The following is a 20,574-nucleotide window of genomic DNA, read 5'->3' on the forward strand; positions in this document are numbered from 1 at the left end:
TGTGTCTTGAATTTGCCGACAGCCGGCCATCCAAGCAAAATCTCACTACAGTCCGGAAAACCAATTGTAGCCCTGATCCTCCCAGTAGCCACCCGGATAATCGTTCGTCACCGTGATGGCCATGATGTGCTTGGGGTTCTTGAACCCGAGCTTGGTCGGGATGCGCAGCTTGACCGGAAACCCGTATTTCGGCGGAAGCGGCGCGCCGGCGTAGTCGAGGGCCAGGATCGTCTGGGGGTGAAGCGCGCTCGGCATGTCGATGCTCGTCCAGTAATCGTCGCCGCAGGCGAAGCGGACGTAGCGGGCGGTCGTGTCGGCCCCGATCCGTTCGAGGAAGGTGCGGAGCGGGACCCCCGACCATTGGCCGATGGCGCTCCAGCCCTCCACGCAGACGTGGCGGGTGATCTGCGCTTCCTGCGGCAGGGTCCTCAGGCGACGAAGCGTCCACGGCGCCTTGTCGGAGACGAGGCCGGCGAGTTCGAGCCTCCAGGTGGCGCCGTCGATCACCCGGATCTTGCTCGCCGGATAATAGGCGTTGAAGGGGAAGTCCGGGGTGATGTCCGCGACATCGAAGGTCGGGGCCAGACGCGTGCCCCCGAAGAGGGCGCCCTGGACGCGATCGTTCAGCCGCGAGATCCCGCCGAGGACGCTCTCCACCTGCGGGTTGTCGGAGATGTCGCAGCCGCCGAGGGCGAGGCTCCCGGCCGCGACGAGGCCGCCGCGCAGGAACAGGCGGCGATCGGCCCGGATCGGCGGCGTCTCGGGAACCACGAGACCGGGCCGTGGACGGCGCAGAAGGCGATCGAGGGTCGTCATGGCTTCACCACGCGGTTGCGGCGCAAATGGATCTCACGGCCGACGATCATCGTCGGCAGCGTCCTTGGGACCAGGAGCACGAGGGCGAGGTGCACCACGACGAAGCCGGCGATGCCCGCCATGGCGAGGAAATGGACGATCCGCGCCGTATCGTAGCCGCCCATCAGGGCCGTCAGCGGGGCGAACTGGACCGGCTTCCAGATCGCGAGGCCGGAGAGCACGATGACGATCCCGATGAGCAGGACCACCACGTAGAGCAGGCGCTGCACGGCGTTGTAGACGCCCGGGTCGTGGGGGAGCCGGAACCGCAGGGCCGCGACGAAGTCGCGCGCGATCTCGCGCGGCCGCAGGGGCGTGAGGCGCCGGCGCAGATGGCCCGAGATCAGCCCGTAGGCGAGGTAGACGAGGCCGTTGGCGATGAGAAGCCACATCCCCGCGAAGTGCCATTGGAGAGCACCGCCGAGCCAGCCGCCGAGGGTGATGCCCTTCGGGAAGGCCCAGTCGCCGAAGATCGGCGAGGCGTTGTAGATGCGCCATCCGCTGGTGATCATGATCAGCATGGCCAGGGCGTTCACCCAATGGGTGATCCGCACGACGAGGGGGTGGATCGGGCGCTCGGCCCGCGACGGAGGGGCGTGCATCGGAGCCTTCCTGGGGTTGCTGACGTGACGAACGGCCCGCCCGAGGACCCTGTCGGCCTCAGGCGGGATCGCGCCCGACGAGGACGGGCGCCGGGGCGGTGAATTCGGGGAAGAAGCGTTTGAGGTCCCGCACCTTCGCGGCATCGTTGGCGACGATGTACGGGTGGGCCGGATGCCGGGCCATAAAGTCCTGGTGGTAGGCCTCGGCCGGGTAGAACGCCGCGCCCGGCTCGATCCGGGTGGCGACCGGGGCGCCGTAGACCTTGGCAGCGTCGAGTTGCGCGATGTAGGCGCGGGCCACGCTGCCCTGCTCGGCATTCGCGGGGAAGAGCGCCGAGCGGTATTGCGGGCCGTGATCCGGCCCCTGCCGATCGACCTGCGTCGGATCGAGGGCGACCGAGAAGAAGACCCGCAGCAAGGTGTCGTAGGAGACCACGCGCGGGTCGTAGGTCACCCGAACCGCCTCGGCGTGCCGCGTGCGCCCGCTGGACACGGCCTGGTAGTTCGCGCTCGCTTCGTCCCCGCCGGCATAGCCCGACACGGCCTCGCTGACCCCGCGGACGCTCTGGAACACCCCCTGCACGCCCCAGAAGCAGCCCCCGGCGAAGACCGCGCTCTGAAGCCGGGCGGGTTCCCGCGACGGCGTCGCGGCGGCCGGCAGGCGCCGGCTCGCTTCCTCGGCACCGGCCCCGACCGTCATCGAGAGGCCGAGGCCGAGCAGGGTCAGGACACCGCCGACGAGCGCCGCGTTGCGGCGCGTGCGATGTGGGGGAACGGTCGCGGGTTTGTTGACTGGGGACATGGGGATGGTCCTTTGCGGGACGGGGAGGCGTGATCGGTCAGGCGGGCTCGAAGCGCAGCGCGACGCCGTTCATGCAGTAGCGAAGCCCCGTGGGGGCGGGTCCGTCGGCGAAGACGTGGCCGAGATGGCCGCCGCAGCGGCGGCAATGCACCTCCGTCCGGCTCATCCCCAGGCTGGAATCCGTCGTCGTGCCCACGGCCTCCGCAAGGGGGGCGGTGAAGCTCGGCCAGCCGGTCCCGCTCTCGAACTTCGCGCTGGAGGCGAAGAGCGGCTGGTCGCACCCGGCGCAGACGAAGCGACCGGCGCGCTTCTCGGCGTCGAGCGGGCTCGAGCCGGCGCGCTCGGTCCCGTGCCGGCGCAGGACCGCGTAGGCGGCGGACCCAAGCTGCGCCCGCCAGGCGGCCTCGCTCTTCACGACGGCGAAGGTTCCGGCCGCGGCACGGTCGCCGGCCAGGGTCCCTCCGGCGGCGCGCAGGAACGTCAGGATGCCGAGCGCCGAGACGCCGGCCGTGAGGATCTGTCTGCGGTCCATGATGCCGGGTTCCTTGCTCTGGTCTGTCATTCGCCTCGCGGATCGGGCCGGTTACAGGTCGGCCTCGCCGGGCCGGGATCGCGGTCCGGCGGTTCCGTCGAGGAGGCGGCCGCCGAAGAGGCCGTTGAGGCCGACGACGAGGAGGACGGCGACGAGGTGAACCAGCAGGTCCGTCGCGGTGGCGTCGTGGGGATGGAACGGCACCAGCAGGGCCGCGGCCGCCGCGGCCGCCGCGAGCCCCCCGAGGGCCGCCGTGAGGTTGGGGCGCAGCGGACAGGCCCGGCGCAGCATCAGCACCAGCAGGACGGAGAGGGGCAGGGAGACCCCCATCAGGAAGACGAAGCAGCCCCGCATCTCCTCCGGCTCGGCGAGGTTGGCGGCCGGCGCGAGCCAACCGCGCAGGCAGCCGAGGCCACTGGCGCCGAGCCAGAGGAGGAGGGGCGGAAGCGGCAGCAGCGACCAGGCCGGGCTGCGCCCCGGCACGCTGCTCTGGAAGGCGGCGAGGGCGGCGGCGAAGGCCGTGAGGATCGCGCCCAGGGCCGCCCAGTGCAGATCCGGCACGGCGAGGCGCGCCCGCAATCCCGAGAGGTCGGCCATCGGCACGAGGAGGAGGCCCACCGCGAGCACCGCGCCGGACCAGACGAGGGCCCGGCGCCCCGGGCCCGGGAGCCGGCGGACCGGCGTGAGCGACCGGGCCAGATCCTCGACGAGGTCGTGGGTGGACAAGACTTGGGTGGATCGGTCGTGAGTGGCCGGATCAGGCATCCGTGCCCTCCTTACGGGATGAGAGAGAGGCGCGCAGGGCCTTGAGACCGCGATGGAAGTTGACCTTGAGCGCCCCCTTGGTCCGCCCGGTGAGCGTCGATGTCTCCTCGAGGGACAATTCGCGCAGGGCGATGTGCTCGATCGCTTCCCGCTGTCCTTCGGGGAGATGCGCGACGGCCGCGGCGAGGATCGTTGCGCGCTCGCAGCGCGCCAGGTCGTCACCCGGCATGGGACCGTCGTCGGCCCGCGCCTCGTAGGCGAGCGGCTCGTGGACTTCCTGCGGACGACGCCCCTTGCGGCGCAACGCATCGACCGCCCGCCGCTGCGTGATGGCGCGCAGCCACGGCAGGAACGGGCGGGCCGGATCGTAGGTCGCCCGCGCCCGATGGAGGGTGAGCAGGGTGTCCTGCACCACGTCGTCGAGGGCCGCGCCCTGAACACCCCTGGCCCGTGCCATCGCGGAGATCACCGGCACGCAATCGCGCAGGAGCGCCCGGTAAGCGGCGGCATCGCCGATCTGGGCCGCCTGCATCGCGGCGGACAGGGCTGCCTCGCCGGACAATGCCGCGGGTCGAACAGGCATGGGCGCAGGGATTCCGAAGGCTGCGGGGAGAGCCGGGAAGAAACCCGGCACGCGGAACGGGCGACCCGAAAGGCCGACCCGCACCGTCCGCACGAGGCCGAACTTACTTCTTCATGGAGTCCTTCGCCATGCCGTCCTTGGCCATCGAATCCTTACTCATCCCGTCCTTACCCATCCCGTCCTTGGCCATCCCGTCCTTGGACATGGAATCCTTGGCCATCCCGTCCTTCTTCATGCCGTCCTTGGCCATGGAGTCCTTCGCCATGCTGTCCTTCGCCATGCTGTCCTTGGCCATGCTGTCCTTGGACATGGAATCGACGGCATAGGCCGGGGCTCCGGAGACGGCGGTGGCGAGGACGAGCGCAGCAGCGACGCGAAAGAGAGTGCTCATGTGAGGTTATCCTTCTGGGATGTACCGAACATCTTGGCGGTACTGGAAAGTCTTTCGAAGAGGTGCCGATGTCGGTTACAGGTCAGGGCGAAAAATCCGTCGTGATCGTCTCCGGCCTCTCGCGCTCCGCCCGCAGGATGGCGGCCCGCATCGTCGCCGGCGTCAGCAGTTCCGGCAGGGCCTCTCCGCGCGGCAGGCCGGGCCCGTAGACGGCCACGAGCGGGATCCCGAAGCGTCCGAAGCGGCGCAGGAAAGCGAGGATGGCCGGGTCGGCCTGGGTCCAGTCCGCCCGCATCGCGACTGCGTCGGGCGCCGACAGGCGCGCAAGGGTCTCCGCGCGATCGAGGGTGGTGACGTCGTTGATCCGGCAGGTCAGGCACCAGGACGCCGTCACGTCCACGACGACGACCTTGCCCTCCGCCACCAGGGCCGGGATCGCCTCGGGGGCGAAGGCGCGCCAGGGTCCGCCCTCCGTCCGAGCCACCGGGGAGGGTCCGACGCCGGACGGCCACACCGTGACGGGGACGAGCGCGAGGACGAGGGCCGCCGTGACCAGGCTTCGGCGGCGATCGGGACTGCGCCCCCGTCGGCTCAGGGCGAGCCAGCCGAGGAGCAGGGCCAGGATGCCCGCCAACCCCATCGCCCGAGGGATGCCGGCCACCGCGGCGAAGACCGTAATCAGCCATATGGCCGTTCCGAGGAGCAGAAGGCCGAACCCGACACGAAGCCGAATCATCCAGCGCCCCGGTCGCGGCAGCAGGCGCGTCCAACCCGGTTTCAGCGCGAGGAGCGCGAAGGGGAGCGCCATTCCGAGGCCGAGCGCCGCGAAGACCAGCAGGATGTCGACACGTCCCCGGGTCAGCGCGAAGCCCACCGCGCTTCCGACGAACGGCGCCGAGCAGGGCGTGGCCAGCAGGGTGGCGAAGGCGCCGGTGAGGAAGGCCTCCGACAGGCGGCCGGACCCGCGCAGCGATCCGAGGGCGGCGAGCGGGCGGGGCAGCCCGATCGTGACCCATTCGAACAGGCTCGCGGCGAACAGCACCGTGAGCAGGGCCATGCCGGCGAGAAACCACGGCGCCTGGAACTGGATGCCCCAGCCGATACTGGCGCCCGAGGCCTTCAGGACGATCAGAACCAGGGCGATGGCGAAGAAGGATGCGACGATGCCCGCCGCCGTGGCGAGGAGTTCGGCCCGGACGCCGCGTCGATCCGCTCCGGCTGCCCGCGTCAACGTGAAGGCCTTCAGGGACAGGACCGGCAGGACGCAGGGCATCGCATTGAGGACGAGGCCTCCGAGCAGGGCCGTCGCCAGGATGGCGAGCCACGCATCCCAGCCGATGCCGTCCATGGGCGGAACCGTGAATTCGGCGCTGCGCGGGCCATCGACCAGGGTGACGCGGAGATCCGTCTCCGCGACGTCCGCCGGCAGCCTCAGGACGAGCCGGGCCGCGTGGCCGCCGTCGGACAGGGCGACCGCCGGAGGGGCGGTCACGGCCCCCTTCGGACCCTCGGCGAACAGGTCCGGCGCCACGAAGGCGCGGCGTTCGCTGGTCACCCGCAGGACCAGGCGCCGATCGTGCGGCGGTCCCTCGCGGGCCTGCCCGACGACGGCGAAACCCGCCGCCTCCGGCGGTCCGGGAACGCGCCCGCGCGCGGCCCCGATCAGTCCCGCTTCCGCCGAGGGGCGATCCGGTCCCGCCGGCAGCGCGAGGTCGAGGGTGGCGCGATAGGGCACGCAGACCTCGCCGCAGACGGCGTGCACGAGGCGCAGGCGCAGATGCGCGGCCCCGTCGCCGCGCCGTGCGAACCGGAGGGGCAGGACGGTTCCGGATTCGTACACGAACGTCTGAAGGTCGCCGACGGCGAGGCGGCGCGGCGCGGGCCAGGCGATGGCGTCGAGCACGAGCCCGTCCGATCCGCTCCCGTCGAAGGTCGGGGCGAGGCCGGCATCGCCCGGGCTGCGCCACGCCCCGTGCCAGCCGTCACCGAACCGAAACGCGAGGGCCGCCTCGACCGGCGATCCCGGGCTCACGGCGTCCGTGGCCGTCACGAGCCGCACCGCCGCCCGGTCGTCGCCGATCCACGCAGTGGACGCCGCGCGCGCCGGGAAAGTTTCCAGGAGGACGAGGGCGAGGCACGCGAGCAGGCTTCGCCGGACAGGGTCGCGCAGGACCATCCTCAGGCGCTCGCGCGGAGCAGGCGCCGGCCGAACCCGGCCCCGGCCCCCGCGAGCAGCGCCACCGCGAGCGCGTGCAGGGCCAGATCGTTCAGCGCCATGGCGAAGGGGTGGAACAGGCCCAGGACCGAAGCCGCGGCGGAGGCCGCCGCGAGACCCGCGAGGCCGCCGCTCAGGGAGGGATGGAGGGCGTAGCCGTTCCGCAGGATCGCGGCGAGGAGCAGCGCGAAGGGAACGCCGAGCCCCAGGATGAACCCGACGCAGGCGCAGGCGTCCGACAGGGAGATCGGTGCTCCGTGCGCCGCTCCCGCCCCGGACACACTCGCCCCGATCCAGAGCGCGAGGCTCGGCGCGGGCAAGAGGGCCCAGCGCGGATCACGGTCGGGCAGCGTCGCCAGGATGGCGGCGGCGGCGGCCGTGACGGCGGTGGCGATCGATCCGACGGCCGCCAGAACGAGGTCCGGGTCGCCGGCGTGGCGGGACAGCGCCCCCTTCAGGTCGGCGACCGCCGCGAGGCCGGCGCCGGGGAAAGCGACGACCACCAGCCAGCCGAGCATGCGCCGGAGCGGTGAGCCGGGGCGCCGGACCGGTACGAGGCTGCGGACCAGCGCGTCGATCAGGCGGGCATGAGGCAAGGCGCCGGGGCTCGGCTCCTCGTTCCGAAGGGGCATGTCTCAGCTCCCCGGCGAGAGGCGTGCGGCTCCGAGGATGCGGCCGTCCGATCGCTGCACGATCACGGCGGCATCCTGCCCGGCCGGCAACGCCTCGCTGAACTGCAGGGGCTCGCCCGACCAGGTGCCGAGGGTGCGCAGGGAGCGCACGACATTGGCCTGCACGAGGGTGCGTCCGCCGTTCTCGCCCCGTGCCACGGGGGTGCGCAGGGCGTGGTCGAAGCCGACGAGGATGACCCGGGCGCTGCCCTTGCCGGAGCCGACCGTCACGGCGATCCGGCCGTTCCGGCGCGCGACGGCGATCTCGGTTTCGGCGCCCATCTCGGCCCGGGCCGCCGCGACGGCCGAGGCGGCCTCCGCACGGCGCGATCCCACCACGCTCCGGCGGCCGTCGATCACGAGCTGGGGCGTGAAATTCCCCTCGCCGAGACGCCCCGCATAGGCCGCCTGCCGCTCGGTCGCGCCTTCGAAGGATGCGGTGTCCTTCCAGCCGAGATCGTCCCAGTAGGTGACGTGGAATCCCAGTGCCAGGAGGTCGTCGCGGCCGGCGAGCTCGCCGAGCAGCGCCTCCGCCGGCGGGCAGGACGAGCACCCTTGCGACGTGAACAGTTCCACCACCACGGGCCGGGCCAGGGCAGGGCCGCCCGTGAGCATGACCGGCGCGAATGCCAGGAGGAGCGGAACGAGGCGGGACGACATGGCGTGCTCCGTGACGAGGCGGGATATCCGTCATTCGTCGGAGGCGCAGCCCGGTTACAAGCGATCGACAGCGCTCTGCGGTTCGCGATGCGTCATCGGCCGAAATCCGGATCGAGGGGACCTGAGGGCAGGAATTTTAATCTTCGCGTAACCGAATCGGGGTGGCCGGCGAACCCTCGTGAGGTCCGTACACGCACCCGCCGCGGTTCTCCGCGCGGTCGATCGTCAGCGGAACAGAAGGGATGCTCGGCGATGCCTGCGCACCAAGCGCCCTCCGACGTCGAACCCGCGTCGGCCCCTCGTTCCGGTTTGCCGATGGACCTTGATGAGGCCGGCGCCCCGCACCCCTTCCGCTACGCCGCCGTTCCGCGCCTCACGCGGTTCTCGGACGTGCTCGACGAGGCGCGCTACGTCCCGGTGCCGGATGCGTGGTGGATCGCCCTCTGCGACGTGGTGATGTCGACGCGGGCGATCGAGGAGGGGCGCTACCGGTCCGTGAACATGGCCGGGGCCGCCCTGATCGCGGCCGTGCGCAACGCCCTGCCGGAGGCCGACACGCCGTTCGTCTTCGGCGGCGACGGTGCGACCCTGCTGGTCCCACCCGAGCATCGCCGGACGGTCGAGACGGTCCTGGCCGCGACGGTGACCTGGGTCCGCGAGACCCTCGGCCTCGAATTGCGGGCGGCCCTGATCCCGGTCGCGGCGGTGCGGGTCGCCGGCCACGACCTGCGGATCGCGCGCTACGCGGCCTCGCCGACGGTCGATTACGCGATGTTCTCCGGCGGCGGCCTCGCCTACGCGGAGGCTGCCTTGAAGCGCGGGCTCCATGCGGTCCCGGCGGCCCCGGGGGGCGCCAGGCCCGATCTCACCGGCCTGTCCTGCCGGTTCGAGGCGGTTCCGGCCCGAGACGGCCTGGTCCTGTCCCTCATCGTCCTGCCCGAGGGGGGCGCCGACCGGAACGTTGTGCTGGCGGTCCTCGGCGAACTTCTGGCCGAGGTCGAGGCGAGCCCCGGCATGGGACGCCCCGTGCCGGAGTCCGGTCCCGCGATGCGGCCGCCGTGGTCGGGCCTCCGGGAGGACGCGCGCGGACACGGTGCGGCGGCGGGGTCGCGGCTGCTTCGCCTGGCGAGCCTGTTCCTGTCGCGCGGCGCGGCTTTCGCGCTGTTCCGCCTCGGCGTGCCGTTCGGCCGCTTCTCGCCGCGCCGCTATCGACGGCGGCTGGCGGCCAATGCCGATTTCCGGAAATACGACGACGGGCTTCGCCTGACCGTGACCTGTCCGGTCGCCACGGCGGATCGGATCGAGGCGCGGCTCGCGGCCGCGCGAGCGGCGGGGCTGGTGCGCTACGGCCTGCACCGCCAGGGGGCCGCGGTGGTGACCTGCATCACGCCCTCCCTTCTGCGCGACGATCACGTCCATTTCGTCGATGGGGCCGACGGCGGTTACGCCCGGGCCGCCGCCATGCTCAAGCGGCAGCCATGACCGGGCCGGAGATCCCGTTCCTCGCCGGCCTGGACCCGGAGGCCGCCGCCGCGGTGCGGGCCCGCATGGTCTCGGTGGCGGTGGCCGGGGGAAACACGCTGTTCGCGCAGGGCGAGGCCGGGGACGCGCTCTACACCCTGGTCTCCGGCGCCATCGGGATCTCGACCGAAGATCACGCGGCCACGCCGCGCCGGATCGCCCGGCTGCGGCCGCCCGAGAGTTTCGGCGAGATGGCGCTGCTGTCGCCGGCCCCCCGATCGGCCACGGCCACGGCCCTGCGGGATTCCAGTCTGCTGCGGCTGAGCCGCGCGGATTTCGAGGATGTGGTCGCGCACCATCCCCGGATGCTGCTGTACTTCGCGGGACGGCTCACCGAGCGCATGCGTGCCACCCAGTTCGGAGAGGCGGTGCGCCACAGGCCGCGCAGCTTCGCCGTGCTCGCCGTCACGGACGGGCTCGATGCGGCGGCGTTCGGGGACGCCCTGGCGGCGGCCCTCGACGCCACCCTGCCGGGCCGCACCGGCTGCCTGACACGCTGGCCGGACGGCGCGGACGAGACCTGGTTCCACGACTACGAGACCCGCCACGCCCGCACGATCTTCGTGGCTCACGAGGTCGGTTGCCCGTGGTGCCGGCTCTGCCTGCGCCATGCGGATCACGTCCTGCTGCTCGCCGAGCCGGGCCGGCCGCCGCGCCACGGTGCCGCCGCCTGGCTCGGGAGCCTGCGATCGGACTGGATCCGGATGGATCTCGCCGTCCCGCAGGACGCGGATGCGGTTCTGCCCCGCCCCCTTCACCCGGGTGTCGCCGCCTTGCCCGCCGCCCTGCGCATCCCGGTCCGGGCCGGCAACGCGGACGATCTCGGCCGGCTGGCGCGCCTCGCGAGCGGCACGGCCCGGGGCCTCGTCCTCGGCGGCGGCGGCGCGCGCGGCCTCGCCCATCTCGGCGTGCTGCAGGCCCTGGCGGAGGCCGGCTACGCCCCGGACTTCGTCGGCGGCACCAGCATGGGCGCGGTGGTCGCGGCCAGCCTCGCCATGGGTCTCGGCATCGACCGCATCCGCGCCCGGACCGTCGACTTCTTCGTCGGCCACAATCCCCTCAACGACTACACGCTGCCCTACCACGCGCTGACGCGCGGGGCGAAGGTCGATGCGGGTCTCGCCGCGTGGTTCGGCGGTGCCCGGATCGAGGATCTCTGGCTCCCCTTCCTCTGCGTCTCCTCGAACCTGACCACCGGCACGGCGATGGTCCACCGCACCGGCGACCTGCCGGGGGCGTTGCGCGCCAGCATCGCGATCCCGGGCCTGCTCCCGCCGGTCTGCACCGCGGAGGGCGTCCTGGTGGATGGGGGCATGATGAACAACCTGCCGGCCGACGTGATGGCCGGCCTGGAGCGGGGACCGGTGCTCGCCATCGACGTCGGCAGCGACCGCGCCTTCGGCGAGATGCCGGTGCGCTCCTGGCGCGGACGCCTGATCCGGCGGATGCTCGGCGCCCCCGACGCCATGCCGGGCATCGCCCCCCTGCTGCTGCGGGCCGCCACCGTGTCGGGCGACGCGCAATCGATGATGGCGGTCGGTCACGCCACCGCCCTGCTCAAGCCGCCGCTGGCCGGCATCGACCTGCGGGCCTGGTCGAGCTTCGAGGCGATCGCCGAGATCGGCTACCGGCACACACACGCGGCGATCGCCGAAGGCCGGTTGCGGGCCTGGGCGGGGGGCGACGGCCCGCGTCGGACATGAGCGGCGCGGGGAAGACGGGTGCGCGGGCGCACCCGACCGGAGGCCCGGCCTGTAACCCTTGGGTGCGCCGCAGCGATTACCGTGCATCGCAACCGACACATCGAGGACGTTCCGCCATGAAGGTGCTGATCGCCGCCACGGCCCTGACGGGGCACGTCAATCCGCTCCTCGCCGTCGGCCGGCTTCTCGCCGCACGCGGGGACACAATCGTCATGGCCACCGCCGAAGCGTTTCGCGAGAAGATCGAGGCCGCGGGCCTGCGCTTCTCGCCCATCGACGACGGCCATGCCGCGGAATACCGCGAGACCAGCCTGCCGGCAGGCCCCGAGCGCTACCGGCGCGAGTTCGAGCGGCGCTTCATCGACCCGATCCCGGTCCAGGCCGAGGCCCTGCGCCGCCTGATCGCGGTGGAGCGGCCCGACGTGATCGTCGCCGGAAGCCTGTTCCTCGGCGTGCTGCCGATGCTGCTCGCCTCCGAGCCACGTCCTCCGATCGTCGTCCTCAACGTCAGCTTCCTGTTCCTCGACCGCCCGGACGACGCGCCGGTCGGCCTCGGCCTGCCGCCGGCCCGAACGGACGCGGAGCGGGCCCGTTACGCGGTCCTGAAGGCCGGGATGGACGCCGCCTTCGTCGCCCCCGTGCGCGCCCATGCCGACGCGCAACTGGCGCGGCTCGGCCTGCCGCCCCTGCCGGCCTCGCTGCCGCACTCCATCGCCGTCCTGCCGGACCTGTTCCTCCAGCCGACCGTGCCCGACTTCGAGTACGATTTCGGGACGCTGCCGCCCAACCTGCGCTTCGTCGGCCTGCTGCCGGCGCTGAGCGCCGCGGTGGCGCTCCCCGACTGGTGGCAGGCGCGCGACAGGGCCAAGCCCGTCGTCCTGGTCACGCAGGGCACCCTCGCGAATGCCGATTTCGGCGAACTGGTCGAGCCGACCCTCGCGGCCCTGGCGGAGCGCGACGACCTGCTCGTGGTGGCGACCACGGGCGGGCGCCCCGTCGAGGCCTTGCGCGGACCGCTTCCGGCGAATGCCCGGGTGGCGCCGTTCCTGCCCTTCGACGCGATGCTGCCGGAGGTGTCCCTCCTCGTCACGAACGGCGGCTACGGCAGCGTCTCGCAGGCCCTCGCGGCCGGCGTGCCGATCGTCTCGGCCGGGCTGACCGAGGACAAGGCGGAGATCGGCGCCCGCATCGGCTGGTCGGGCGCCGGGCTCGATCTGGCGACCAACGCACCGGCGATCCCGGCGCTGCGCGAGGCGATCGAGACGGTGCTGGCCCAACCCCGCTACCGCGCGCGGGCCGCATCCCTGGCGCGCGCCTTCGCGGGGCTGGACGCCGGGTCGGCGGTGCTCGCGGGCATCGACGAGGCGGTTCGCACCCGCTCGAGCCTCCGGGGGATCGCCGCATGACCGCCATCCCGATCCTCGGCCGTGCCCGAGCCCTGGCCGGAGAGACGGCGAACCGGAACCGCGACGGCTGGCGAACGTCCGGGCCGGTCGCGTTCGCGGCCACGCTCGTCCTCGCCGCCGTCACCGGCCTGCCCCTGGGGTCGGTCGCCAAACTGATCCCTCGGGCGGACGATCCGTCCGAACCGTTCCTCGGCCTCTGACCGTCAGCGAGGTATCGCCATGACCGATCCCATCGCGTCCGCTCCAGGCGAGGCCGCGCCGCTTCGCGTCGTGGTCGACCTCAACCGGTGCCAGGGCTACGCCCAGTGCTGCTACGCGGCGCCGGGTGCCTTCGAGGTCCGGGGCCACGAGATCCTGTTCTACGACCCCGCACCGCCCCGCGCGCGACGGGGTGAGATCGAGCGGGCCGTCCAGGCCTGCCCGGTCCGCGCCATCAGCCTCCAGGCGGATCGCGGAGACACGCCGTGAGCGCCGCGGAGGCCGGCATCGTCGTCGTCGGCGCGTCGCTCGCCGGTCTCCGGGGCGCCGAGGCCCTGCGCCGCCACGGCTATGCCGGCCGGCTCACCCTCGTGGGCGACGAACCACATCGCCCCTACGACCGGCCGCCCCTGTCGAAGCACGTCCTGTCCGGCGAGCTGGCGCCGGATGCCACCGTGCTGCCGGAACGCGCCGCCCTCGATGCGCAGTGGCGGCTGGGTCATGCGGCGGTCGCCCTCGACCGGGACGCGAAGGCGATCCGCCTCGCGGACGGGTCGGTGCTCGCCTACGAGCGGCTGCTCATCGCCACCGGCGCGCAGGCGCGGCCCTGGCCCGCCGCCTCGGGCGGTGCGCTCGCCGGGATCTTCACCCTGCGCGGCCGGGACGATGCCGCCCGGCTGCGGACCGCGTTGGCCGGGGGACCTGCCCGCGTCCTCATCGTCGGCGCCGGCCTGATCGGCTGCGAGGCGGCCTCCTGCTGCCGCGATCTCGGACTGCCCGTCACGCTGGTCGATCCCAATCCGACGCCGCTCGCCCGCTCGCTCGGCACCTGGGTCGGCGGCGTGATCGCCGATTGCCTGCGGGATGCCGGCGTAACCTTTCATGCCGGCGCACAGGTGCTCCGCTTCGCGGGCGACGCCTCGGGCCGGGTCGCTCGCGCCCATCTGGCGGACGGGGGCGCGGTCGAGGCCGATCTCGTGATCGTGGCCCTCGGCGCGACGCGCGCCACGGACTGGCTCTCGGGCGCGGGCCTGATGGCCGATGCCGGCGGCGTGACCTGCGACGGCGCCTGCCGGGTGCTCGGCGCCGATGGGACGCCGTGCCCGGACATCTACGCCGCCGGGGACGTCGCGCGCTGGCCCAATCCCCTCTACGGCGGCCGGCTGATGTCGGTGGAGCATTGGGGGAACGCCGTCGCGCAGGCCGCGCACGCCGCGCGCAACATGCTGGCGCCTTCCGAGGACCAGCAGGCCTATCACCATCTGCCGGCCTTCTGGTCGAGCCAGTTCGGGATCAACATCAAGGCCGTCGGCTTGAGCGCGGGCGCGGGCGCCGACGCGGTCGCGATCGTCCAGGGCTCGCGGGCGTCGCGGCGTTTCCTCGCCGTCTATGGCCGCGCCGGACGCAGCATCGCCGCCGTCTCGTTCGATCAGGCGCGCTGGCTCCCCGCCTATGCCGAGGCGGTCGCGGCCGGCCAGCCATTCCCGCCGATCCGCGATGCGAGCGACCAGGGCGGCTTCCTCGCCATGGCGCCGGGCTTCCCGCCACCGCGTGCCGCTCCCACCCCCATCGAGGCCCACCATGGCTGAGGACACGCTGTTTTCCGAGGTCCTGGACCCCGCCAACCGGGCGGATCCCTATCCGATCTACGCGCGGCTTCGCGAGAACCCGGTCGCGCCCCAGCGCGACGGCAGCGTCGTGGTGAGCAGCCACGCGGCGATCCGCAGCCTGATCTTCGACCCGCGCCTCAGCTCCGAGGATCTGCCGCCCTCCCACCGCCCGCGCACGGGCAACCCGCTCAAGGATTGGCTTCTCAATCCGATCAAGGACCGCATCGCCACCGCGCACCGACCCCTGATCTTCCGCGATCCCCCCGACCACGACACCCTGCGCCACGCCGTGATGCGCGCGTTCTCGGTGGCGCGGGTCGAGGCGCTGCGGCAGCGCATCGTGCGGGACGTGGACGCCCTCATCGACGCCTGCGTCGGACGCGACGAGGTCTGCCTCGTCGAGGACCTGTCCTACCCGCTCCCGGTCTCGGTGATCTGCGACCTGCTCGGCGTGCCGGAGGCGGACGAGCCGCGGTTCCAGGCCTGGGCGACGCAGCTTGCCACCGCCCTGGAGCCCGATGCCCGCCACGACGAGGCCAGCCGGCACCGGACGGTGGCGGCCTTCGACGCGATCTCCGGCTACATGCGCGCCCTGATCCGCGAGAAGCGTCGACGCCCGACCGCCGACATGCTCAGTGCGCTGGCCGCGCCGGGCCCCGACGGCAAGGCCGTGATGGGTGATTTCGACCTCATCTCGACGGCGATCCTGCTGCTGGTGGCGGGCCACGAGACCACCGTGAACCTGATCACCAACGGCATGCTCACCCTGCTGCGCCATCCGCAAGAGTTGGAGCGCCTGCGCGCCGATCCGGAGCGCGCACCGCGGGTGATCGAGGAGCTGCTCCGCTACGAGCCGCCCGTGCATTTCCGGACCCGGAAGGCCCTCGGGGCCATCGCGGTCGCGGGACGGATCATTCCGAAGGGCGCACCGGTCATCCTGCTCTTCGCCGCCGCGAACCGCGACCCGGCCCGCTTCGACGATCCGGACCGTTTCGACCCGGATCGGGAGGACAACCAGCATTTCGGTTTCGGCGGCGGATTGCACTACTGCATGGGCGCCCCGCTCGCGCGGATCGAGGCCGAGATCGCCCTGGTCGCCCTCTGCCGCCGCCTCGTCGCCCCGGGGCTCATGGCCGATCCCCCGCCCTACCGGCCTGGAGCCTCCCTGCGTGGTCCCGAGAGGCTCGGCATCCGGATCTCGGGCATTGCTCCGGGGTGATCCTGAAGCCGGAACTCGGTGGACGCGCGCGTGGCGCGATGTTTCGCCGGCACGGCAGCGTCCTCAACCCGCCGTCGCCCCGGCGTCGTTGCGCTCACCCCGATGGGCTCAACGTCCGTGGCGCATTTTCCACTTTGGAGAGGTTGAGGGTCCGGTCCGCTTTGGAGAGGAGAAAGTACTGGGCCACGGGCTCACCTGAACGTTTTGCGTTGATGTGAGTTCTATTGGATGAATGCGACTAGGTCAACGCTTTTAATTGCCCTTGACGCTTAAAAGCGCTGATGTTACCGATTTGAACCATGACACGAGAACAGTGCCGTGCCGCCCGTGCTTGGCTTGATTGGCCCCAGCAGGAGCTGGCCAAAAGAGCGACCGTAGGGCTCAGCACGATCCGACAGTTTGAGAATAATCTTCGAGTTCCAATCGCCAACAATCTGTCGGCGATGAGAAGAGCTTTTGAAGAAGCTGGCATCTCATTCATTGAAGCTGGGATCACGTATTGTGACCCCAGCCCCGCCTCAGAACCTGCCCCTGACACGGACGAGGACGAGGATCTTCTAGGCTAAACTTAACGACTTAGAACGGCAGAGGACTCGCCCCGAAGTGGGAGAGGCCGCGCACGATCTTAGAGACCGTGCCGCCGTTCACACAGAAGTAGAAAGCCGCCTGATCCTGCTTCCAGCCGAGGTTCTTCACGGCATGGAGGATGTGACAAGCGGTGAGGAGGTCGCAACGATACTTGGGCATGTTCGATCCTTGTCGCCACACGGGCGAATTGAAGAGGACCGACTTGAACAGGGCGACCAAAGATGCGACTTAAGAAGCTGACGGGTCGTCGCTCTCTGATCGTTGTCCAAGCCGGGTAGCGTTTAGGTGTGAAGGCTTAGGGTCAGGCCGGTGTTAGCGCACCGGCCTGACCCGCTAGGCTCTTCTGAGCCGATGGTGGCCGACCATCACATTCTCCTTCGTTTGCGCCGGGTAGGACGCGGGGTGGAGTGGAAACCTCAGCTTTTGGCTGGGGCGGCATCTGAGACCTCCGACGCCCCCGCGTCGGCGGTCTCATTCGTTTTAGGGTCCACCCGGTAGGGGAGCATCGGCTGCTTAGCCATGATTGCTCGACCCTTATCCGTCAGTACCCAAACTGAATTCCTTTGCTCAACCTCGCCGGCTTGGCTCATCCGGCTTAGTTGTGGGCTGAAACTGGTACGCTCTAACTGCCCCTCAAAGTAGCGTCCGCTTAGGGCGGCGAGTAAATCAGCTGAATCTAAGCCAGAGGTGAAGGCATCTAGAGTCAAGCGTGCAGCTTGCTTGATAGTAACAGACCCAACTGGATAGCTGTCGGTTAAAAACGGCTCCCCATTCTTATTAACCTTAGGTGCGTCCGGGTCAAAGCCAACTTTCTTAGCGGTATCAACGATCAGATCATACTCGCGTTTGGCTTCACCGAGTTCGGACTCTAAGAGCTTTAGATCGGACATCATCTGTTGGTGGCGCTGCTCAAGCTCTTGCACCCGCCGTTTTACTGGCGGCCATGCTGCTCTGATGATGTCTTCAAGCCCGGCCATTGGTTCCGCCATGATCGGCATGCCTTCGCCGCAGACTCCAAATTAGACTGCTGGACTCCAATCCACAAGAGCCCACAGGCAGTCTCCCGCGATTTTCTTCGCGTCAGGCTCCAACGGCGCTTGGTTGACGAGTCGTAAAGGGACTCGGCGGCTCCTGTCTCAGTTTGATCGGAGTCGAAACAAAAACCCGCGCCGCTGCTGCGGGGGGTACGAGAGCAAAGCTGAAACATGGAAGAAACTGCTATGGACAGCCGAATGAAGGCGCGTCTCGCGCGCGCGCACGCGAAAAGTGTTCCGCCAAAGCTACGCTTGGCCAGTCCTCTGAAATTGGAAGAATGTTCTAAAACATCCTCACGAAGGCCGGGAAACTTTCCGTACCTACCTTAAGATCAACCTCAACGCTTTTAGTTGAGGTTGCTGCATAATACCGCGAAAATGCTCTAACCCGCTCCCAGCAGCCGGATCGCCGCGTCGCGCTCGAACAGGTAGAGCAGCACCCGCAGGGCCTGACCCCGCTCGCTCCGCAGGCCGGGGTCGCGCTGGACCACGAGCTGCGCGTCGTCGCGGGCCACCTGCAGCAGTTCGGCGTCGCTCTCCAGGCTGGCGAGGCGGAAGGCGGCCATCCCCGATTGGCGCGTGCCCAGCACCTCGCCCTCGCCGCGCAGGCGCAGATCCTCTTCCGCGATGCGGAAGCCGTCCTCGGTCTCGCGCATCATCTCGAGGCGGGCCCGCGAGACCTGGCCCAGCGGCCCGCGATAGAGCAGCAGGCAGGTGGAGGCCCGCGCGCCGCGCCCGACCCGGCCGCGCAGCTGGTGGAGCTGGGCGAGACCGAAGCGCTCGGCATGCTCGATGACCATGATGGTGGCCTCCGGCACGTCGACGCCGACCTCCACCACGGTCGTCGAGACGAGGATCTTCGTCTCGCCCCGCTGGAAGCGCTCCATGGCGGCGTCCTTGTCGGGGCCGGGCATCTTGCCGTGGATGAGGCCGACCGCATCACCGAAGCTGTGACGCAGGTCCCCGAACCGCTCCTCGGCGGCGGCCAGATCCACGAACTCGGATTCCGCCACCAGGGGGCAGATCCAGTAGACCCGGTCGCCGGCGGCGAGCGCCCGGTTCAGGCCCGCCACCACCTCGTCGAGGCGGTCGGTGGAGACGAGGCGGGTGGCGATGGCCTTGCGACCGGCGGGCTTCTCGTCGAGGACCGAGACGTCCATGTCGCCGAAGCAGGTCAGCGCCAGGGTGCGGGGGATCGGGGTCGCGGTCATCACCAGGATGTCGACGGCCGCGCCCTTGGCGCCGAGCGCCAGGCGCTGGTGCACGCCGAAGCGGTGCTGCTCGTCCACCACGGCGACGCCGAGATCGGCAAAGACCACGCTGTCCTGGAACAGCGCATGGGTGCCGACCACGATGTCGACTTCGCCCGCCGCCAGCGCCGCCAGGGTGGCGCGGCGCTCGGAGGCCTTGTCGCGCCCGGTCAGCAGGCGCAGGCGCAAGGGGGCGGCGAGGGGCGCGAGGCGCTCGAAATGCTGGCGGGCGAGGATCTCGGTCGGCGCCATCAGGGCGCCCTGGCGGCCGACCTCCACGGCGCTCGCCAGGGCGAGGAGCGCCACCGCGGTCTTGCCCGAGCCGACATCGCCCTGGAGCAGGCGCAGCATGCGCCGGTCGGAGGCGAGATCGCCCCGGATCTCGGCGACCGCGCGGCTCTGCGCGCCGGTGAGCGCGAAGGGCAGGGCGGCCTCGATCCGGCCGCTCAAGGTGCCGTCCCCCGCATTGGCCCGGCCCGGGGCACGGCGGTTGCGGGCCCGCATCAGCGCCAGCGCCAGCTGCGAGGCCAGGAGCTCGTCGTAGGCGAGGCGCCGCCGGGCCGGGGAGCGTGGCGGCGCGGTCGCCCCCTCGGGGATGGGCGGCGGCGCGCGCTCGGGCCGGTGCTCGGCCCGGAGCGCATCGGCGAAGGCCGGCAGGCCCTCGCGGGCGATCCAGGCCGGGTCCTGCCACTCGGGCAGCACCGGCAGGCGCTCCAGGGCGGCATGCGCCAGCTTCGAGATCGCCCGCGAGGTCAGGCCCTCGGTGGCGCCGTAGATCGGCTCGACGGTGGGCTGGGCGGCCAGGCCCGCCTCGTCGACGATGCGGGCCGGATGCACCATCTGGCGGTGCCCGTCCCAGAGGTCGATGCGCCCGGTGATGTAGCGGTGGGCGCCCAGCGGCAGCATCTTCTCCACGCGGGCCTGGGGCATGCCGAAGAACACGAGCGTGATGTCGCCGGTGGGGTCCTCCACCAGCACCCGGAAGGGGCGGCGCCCCGGCCCGGCTTGCGGCGCCCGGTAGCCCGTCACGGTGACGCCGAGCGTCACGGGCTCGCCGGGGGGCGCCTCGGCGATGGAGCCCATCATCCGGCGGGCGACGCCCCCTTGCGGCAGGTGGAACAGGAGGTCGACGATCCGGGCCGGCTGCTCGGGGGTGCCCAGCAGCCGCTCGATCATCGGCGCCATCTTCGGGCCGATGCCGGGCAGGCCGCGCGCGGGCGCGAACAGGGCATCGAGAATGCTCGGGCGGAGCAGGGGCGGGCGGGGCGCGGGCTCGGTCATGCCCGCCCCCGGGCGCCGCGCGCGTCGGGTCGGACCAGACCAGATCTGTGAGCCGGGACGGGGTGCATGCCCCCCGCCATAGAATGCGGAGCGTGACCGGGGCAACATGCGCGTTGCCGCTCCCGGGCCCGCGCGACCGTTCCCGCGCCCGCGCGACCGTTGCCATGGCTCCGCCACCCGCCCTATGCGATGATCCTCCGCTCCGATCCGACGTCCTTCGATCCTGGGATCACGGGATCACAGCAGCACAGGACCGACCGTATGTCCGGCACCACCCGCACCAGCGCCGACCTCGATCCGCGCCGCCGCCGCACCCTCTTCCGGGCCTGGCACCGGGGCATCCGCGAGATGGACCTCATCATGGGCCGCTTCGCCGATGCCGAGATCGGCACGCTCTCGGAGGAGGAGCTCACGCTGTTCGAGGCCCTGATCGAGGTGCCCGACCGCGACCTGTTCCGCTGGCTCACTGGCGAGGACCCGACGCCGGAGAACTACGACACGCCGGTCTATCGCCGCCTCAAGGCCTTCCACAAGCACGACGCGCCGATCCATTAGGGGCCGGACTCCGCCGCCCGGCTCACCGGGCTCCAGCGCATTCCCGACGGGCCGCCCAGGGTCGGAGCCGGGATTGCCGTTCGGCTTGCCGTGATGGATTGAAGTCGGCCGCCACGACAGGATAGGATAGGAT

At 71.3% G+C, this 20,574-nt stretch carries 22 protein-coding genes; 9 read left to right on the forward strand and 13 right to left on the reverse strand.

Going from position 1 to position 20,574, the window contains the following annotated elements; genetic code table 11:
* Nucleotides 1–45: 45 nt before the first annotated feature.
* From MKK58_RS16370 to MKK58_RS16415, 10 genes are all read right to left on the reverse strand, one after another.
* Nucleotides 46–816 carry a molybdopterin-dependent oxidoreductase gene (locus MKK58_RS16370; RefSeq protein ID WP_243913046.1) on the reverse strand — a complete coding sequence of 257 codons (771 nt, stop codon included), beginning with the start codon at nucleotides 814–816 and terminating at the stop codon, nucleotides 46–48.
* A complete protein-coding gene (locus MKK58_RS16375; protein ID WP_243913047.1) occupies nucleotides 813–1,457 on the reverse strand; it encodes a cytochrome b/b6 domain-containing protein in 645 nt (214 codons plus the stop codon). Before MKK58_RS16375 ends, MKK58_RS16370 begins: the two co-directional genes overlap by 4 nt.
* Before the next feature lie 58 nt (nucleotides 1,458–1,515).
* On the reverse strand, nucleotides 1,516–2,259 hold the full coding sequence (gene msrA / locus MKK58_RS16380; RefSeq protein WP_243913048.1) for a peptide-methionine (S)-S-oxide reductase MsrA: 744 nt from the start codon (nucleotides 2,257–2,259) through the stop codon (nucleotides 1,516–1,518).
* 37 nt (nucleotides 2,260–2,296) lie between these two features.
* Nucleotides 2,297–2,791, reverse strand: a complete 495-nt coding sequence (gene msrB / locus MKK58_RS16385) for a peptide-methionine (R)-S-oxide reductase MsrB (RefSeq protein WP_243913049.1) — start codon at nucleotides 2,789–2,791, stop codon at nucleotides 2,297–2,299.
* Between the two features lie 51 nt (nucleotides 2,792–2,842).
* Nucleotides 2,843–3,556 carry an NrsF family protein gene (locus MKK58_RS16390; RefSeq protein ID WP_243913050.1) on the reverse strand — a complete coding sequence of 238 codons (714 nt, stop codon included), beginning with the start codon at nucleotides 3,554–3,556 and terminating at the stop codon, nucleotides 2,843–2,845.
* Nucleotides 3,549–4,139 (reverse strand): RNA polymerase sigma factor, encoded by a 591-nt coding sequence (locus tag MKK58_RS16395; protein ID WP_243913051.1) that lies wholly within the window; start codon nucleotides 4,137–4,139, stop codon nucleotides 3,549–3,551. The genes MKK58_RS16390 and MKK58_RS16395 overlap by 8 nt, the downstream gene beginning before the upstream one ends.
* A gap of 103 nt (nucleotides 4,140–4,242) precedes the next feature.
* Nucleotides 4,243–4,530: a pentapeptide MXKDX repeat protein gene (locus MKK58_RS16400; protein ID WP_243913052.1), complete on the reverse strand. Its 288-nt coding sequence runs from the start codon at nucleotides 4,528–4,530 to the stop codon at nucleotides 4,243–4,245.
* Between the two features lie 82 nt (nucleotides 4,531–4,612).
* Nucleotides 4,613–6,706 carry a protein-disulfide reductase DsbD family protein gene (locus tag MKK58_RS16405; protein WP_243913053.1) on the reverse strand — a complete coding sequence of 698 codons (2,094 nt, stop codon included), beginning with the start codon at nucleotides 6,704–6,706 and terminating at the stop codon, nucleotides 4,613–4,615.
* A gap of 2 nt (nucleotides 6,707–6,708) precedes the next feature.
* On the reverse strand, nucleotides 6,709–7,377 hold the full coding sequence (locus MKK58_RS16410; RefSeq protein ID WP_243913054.1) for an NrsF family protein: 669 nt from the start codon (nucleotides 7,375–7,377) through the stop codon (nucleotides 6,709–6,711).
* Nucleotides 7,378–7,380: 3 nt separating this feature from the next.
* Nucleotides 7,381–8,076 carry a DUF1223 domain-containing protein gene (locus MKK58_RS16415; protein ID WP_243913055.1) on the reverse strand — a complete coding sequence of 232 codons (696 nt, stop codon included), beginning with the start codon at nucleotides 8,074–8,076 and terminating at the stop codon, nucleotides 7,381–7,383.
* Nucleotides 8,077–8,391: 315 nt separating this feature from the next.
* Between MKK58_RS16415 and MKK58_RS16420 the strand changes: the two genes are divergently transcribed.
* The 8 genes from MKK58_RS16420 (at nucleotide 8,392) to MKK58_RS16455 (ending at nucleotide 16,299) form a co-directional block, all read left to right on the forward strand.
* Nucleotides 8,392–9,558, forward strand: a complete 1,167-nt coding sequence (locus MKK58_RS16420; protein WP_243913056.1) for a DUF3095 domain-containing protein — start codon at nucleotides 8,392–8,394, stop codon at nucleotides 9,556–9,558.
* Nucleotides 9,555–11,300 carry a cyclic nucleotide-binding and patatin-like phospholipase domain-containing protein gene (locus tag MKK58_RS16425; RefSeq protein ID WP_243913057.1) on the forward strand — a complete coding sequence of 582 codons (1,746 nt, stop codon included), beginning with the start codon at nucleotides 9,555–9,557 and terminating at the stop codon, nucleotides 11,298–11,300. The genes MKK58_RS16420 and MKK58_RS16425 overlap by 4 nt, the downstream gene beginning before the upstream one ends.
* Before the next feature lie 116 nt (nucleotides 11,301–11,416).
* On the forward strand, nucleotides 11,417–12,706 hold the full coding sequence (locus tag MKK58_RS16430; protein WP_243913058.1) for a glycosyltransferase: 1,290 nt from the start codon (nucleotides 11,417–11,419) through the stop codon (nucleotides 12,704–12,706).
* A complete protein-coding gene (locus MKK58_RS16435; protein WP_243913059.1) occupies nucleotides 12,703–12,906 on the forward strand; it encodes a hypothetical protein in 204 nt (67 codons plus the stop codon). The genes MKK58_RS16430 and MKK58_RS16435 overlap by 4 nt, the downstream gene beginning before the upstream one ends.
* A gap of 19 nt (nucleotides 12,907–12,925) precedes the next feature.
* On the forward strand, nucleotides 12,926–13,174 hold the full coding sequence (locus MKK58_RS16440; RefSeq protein ID WP_243913060.1) for a ferredoxin: 249 nt from the start codon (nucleotides 12,926–12,928) through the stop codon (nucleotides 13,172–13,174).
* Nucleotides 13,171–14,493 (forward strand): NAD(P)/FAD-dependent oxidoreductase, encoded by a 1,323-nt coding sequence (locus tag MKK58_RS16445; RefSeq protein WP_243913061.1) that lies wholly within the window; start codon nucleotides 13,171–13,173, stop codon nucleotides 14,491–14,493. Before MKK58_RS16440 ends, MKK58_RS16445 begins: the two co-directional genes overlap by 4 nt.
* A complete protein-coding gene (locus MKK58_RS16450; RefSeq protein WP_243913062.1) occupies nucleotides 14,486–15,733 on the forward strand; it encodes a cytochrome P450 in 1,248 nt (415 codons plus the stop codon). The genes MKK58_RS16445 and MKK58_RS16450 overlap by 8 nt, the downstream gene beginning before the upstream one ends.
* A 299-nt stretch (nucleotides 15,734–16,032) precedes the next feature.
* The gene (locus MKK58_RS16455) at nucleotides 16,033–16,299 is read left to right on the forward strand and encodes a multiprotein-bridging factor 1 family protein (RefSeq protein ID WP_243913063.1); all 267 of its coding nucleotides are present in this window, start codon (nucleotides 16,033–16,035) and stop codon (nucleotides 16,297–16,299) included.
* Nucleotides 16,300–16,309: 10 nt separating this feature from the next.
* On the opposite strand, the gene MKK58_RS16460 is transcribed toward MKK58_RS16455, so the two are convergent.
* The 3 genes from MKK58_RS16460 to recG all read right to left on the reverse strand — a co-directional run bounded on the left by MKK58_RS16460 (nucleotide 16,310) and on the right by recG (nucleotide 19,886).
* Nucleotides 16,310–16,480, reverse strand: coding sequence for a hypothetical protein (locus MKK58_RS16460; protein ID WP_243913064.1), 171 nt, complete (start codon nucleotides 16,478–16,480; stop codon nucleotides 16,310–16,312).
* Between the two features lie 257 nt (nucleotides 16,481–16,737).
* The gene (locus MKK58_RS16465; protein ID WP_243913065.1) at nucleotides 16,738–17,319 is read right to left on the reverse strand and encodes a hypothetical protein; all 582 of its coding nucleotides are present in this window, start codon (nucleotides 17,317–17,319) and stop codon (nucleotides 16,738–16,740) included.
* Between the two features lie 419 nt (nucleotides 17,320–17,738).
* Nucleotides 17,739–19,886 (reverse strand): ATP-dependent DNA helicase RecG, encoded by a 2,148-nt coding sequence (gene recG / locus MKK58_RS16470; RefSeq protein WP_243913066.1) that lies wholly within the window; start codon nucleotides 19,884–19,886, stop codon nucleotides 17,739–17,741.
* Nucleotides 19,887–20,147: 261 nt separating this feature from the next.
* Between recG and MKK58_RS16475 the strand changes: the two genes are divergently transcribed.
* On the forward strand, nucleotides 20,148–20,441 hold the full coding sequence (locus MKK58_RS16475; RefSeq protein ID WP_056181110.1) for a succinate dehydrogenase assembly factor 2: 294 nt from the start codon (nucleotides 20,148–20,150) through the stop codon (nucleotides 20,439–20,441).
* Nucleotides 20,442–20,574 lie beyond the last annotated feature (133 nt).

This window comes from Methylobacterium sp. J-078 (assembly GCF_022829285.1).
Classification (GTDB): domain Bacteria; phylum Pseudomonadota; class Alphaproteobacteria; order Rhizobiales; family Beijerinckiaceae; genus Methylobacterium.